Here is a 2,198-nt window from a genome sequence, read left to right as displayed (position 1 = left end):
GAGCAACTCATCGGCGCGCAGCCGGGGATACAACCGGTTGGCCAGGGTTTTCTCCCCGACACGGTAGGCGTCGATCTCGGCCGCGACGAAGGCGTGGGTGCCGCACTCGGCCAGTGCCACCACCCGGGCCTTGGGGAACGCCGACCGGTTCTCACCCGACCCGGCGTACCCGAACTCGGCGGCGTTCTCCTTACTGTCGGGCAGATCGACCTCGAACCCGTCGATAGCCAGCAGCCGCCACGACCTCAGGAACGCTCCCCGGGCTGCCCCCAACGCCGTGACCTGGGCAGTCGAGTCCGCCTGGCCGGCGACCGGCCCGCAGGTGCGCTCGAACAGTTCGCCGAACAGCTTGCGGCCCAACCGTTTGCGGGCCTGAGTGACCGCGCTGGATGTCGGGACGCTCCAGGCCGCGTTCCAGCAGCCGAACTCCTCCAGCGACCCCGTGACCTTGGTCGCGACCTCCTCATAGTCATCGTCGGGAACAAGGCCAGCCCCAGCGTCAGATACGTGGTCACGTGCGCGGGTAGTTTGCCGTCCGATCGCTTCTCCCGCACCCCACACACGCTCACCGCGTCATCGACCGCGTCACGAGACACTTCGCTGACCAGCACCCCGAGAGTCACCTGGTCCGGGCGCACCACCGGACGATCACGCACATCTGCCGTCATGACCCGTGATCAAAACAACCCGAACCGCGACAGTCACTCAGCCACACCGGACACCCCGAAACCCACACCCCACCAGGATGATCAACTTAGTCTACGTGGCATTGGGTCCGGGCCGGGGCGAGTTCGTAGAAGGTGGCGTTGACCTTGGCCCGGGTGGTCATGGTCATCCCGTCGCCGAAACCGGCGAAGGAACCGCACCCGTAGGCGGCATCGCTTACGGCATGGATCTCACAGTCGGGAAAGTGTTCGGCGATCATGTCGAGCAGGTCGCGCGCCAGGTCCGGTTTCGCGGGCCCGCCTTTGGCCGCCGGCGCGGGGTGTCAAATCGGCTGGGTACGGAGATCATTTATCTGATCTGAAGGAGTGCTACGGCCGAGGGGTGGGCGCGCTCGCACCGTGCTTGTCATAGCTGTCCGGACGGTTTCGCATCGCGCTCGTTCGTCGATCCCCGCCGGGAATGGGGTTTCGGAGCAGATGTGTCCGATCTGTTCGGGGTGAACGCTCGTCTGCGTGAGATCGTCGCGGCAAGGACGAGTTGCTTGCCTCGCGAAAGGCGTTGCCGCGGGGTAGGCCGGGCAGTTGGCGAGCCGGCCCGAGATGATCCGTTTGCGGACGGAGCGAATGCGGACTCAGGACGCCGCAGGGTGAGCTGATCAGCCAGTTGCAGGCTGAGGCCGGTCTGAAGCCGGTTGGGTGGCGATTCAGCCGCCCGTGCTGGTAACCGCTCCGGGGCGCGACGGGGACGACCCGTTCCCGCTCGTGGTCGTCCGCTTGGCGCTGGTGGAGGAAGGCGCGGCGGACGCGGTACCGGACCCGGTCGGCGGTGGCTTGGGAGATGTCGTCACCGAAGTCGGCGGGGGTTCGGACCACTTCGTCACCGAAGTCGGCGGCGGCGTCTTGACCGCGGAGTGATCGGTGACGTCGACCCGCAAGTGGTGGGTGCCGGGCGGGACTTCGAGTGTCGTCTTCCTCCGGTCGCCGGCCTGGCGGACTCCCGGATCGCCGGACACGGCCAGGTCCGTGTTCGCCTTTCCCAAGCCGACCAGGCGGAAGAGCGACTCCACCCACTCGCCGTGGAGTATGTGGCGGAGCGTCAGGAGAACGTCATCGCCAGGGTCCATCGTCGGCGAGGGCGTTGCCGACAGTGAGAAGGTCCCGATCGGGGTCACGTACTGCTTGTTGAGGCTGAGCGAGAGGTTGCCGTGGTCGTCGATCGACACCGCGATGGGGAGGAAGTCGGGCTGGTAGGTGATCTGGACCGTCCCGCCGCTGTCGCCGCCGCTCTCACCCTGGCAGGCGACGACGCCGGCCAGCAGCGCGATGCTCACGACCAGCGCGGGCAGTGGGGTGCGGAAAAATACGGCCTTGCACATGTGGCCCCTTTAAGACTCGACGTCAGCCGGATAGGTCGCGAAGCCGTGCCGGCTGTTGCCAAACCAGACCAAATCTCGCCCATTCGGCACAATGAGGCCACCCATTCAGACCACCTCGTAGGGGAAATCGGGCCGAAAGCCCACCCTTCCGGTCGCG

At 66.6% G+C, this 2,198-nt stretch carries 2 protein-coding genes and 1 pseudogene; 1 reads left to right on the top strand and 2 read right to left on the bottom strand.

What is annotated here, in order from left to right; genetic code table 11:
• Positions 1-668: pseudogene (locus tag VJT49_RS30415) on the bottom strand (transposase domain-containing protein); the annotation flags it as partial.
• Positions 669-745: 77 nt separating this feature from the next.
• Between VJT49_RS30415 and VJT49_RS30410 the strand changes: the two are divergent.
• Positions 746-1,027 (top strand): hypothetical protein, encoded by a 282-nt coding sequence (locus VJT49_RS30410; RefSeq protein ID WP_324168410.1) that lies wholly within the window; start codon positions 746-748, stop codon positions 1,025-1,027.
• Positions 1,028-1,369: 342 nt separating this feature from the next.
• On the opposite strand, the gene VJT49_RS30405 is transcribed toward VJT49_RS30410, so the two are convergent.
• A complete protein-coding gene (locus VJT49_RS30405; protein ID WP_324168409.1) occupies positions 1,370-2,041 on the bottom strand; it encodes a hypothetical protein in 672 nt (223 codons plus the stop codon).
• Positions 2,042-2,198: the final 157 nt, after the last annotated feature.

This window comes from Amycolatopsis sp. (genome assembly GCF_035276945.1).
In the GTDB taxonomy this organism is placed as follows: Bacteria; Actinomycetota; Actinomycetes; order Mycobacteriales; family Pseudonocardiaceae; genus Amycolatopsis_E.
Note: the sequence above shows the minus strand (reverse complement) of the source record. Positions and strands in the feature narration are given on the sequence as shown.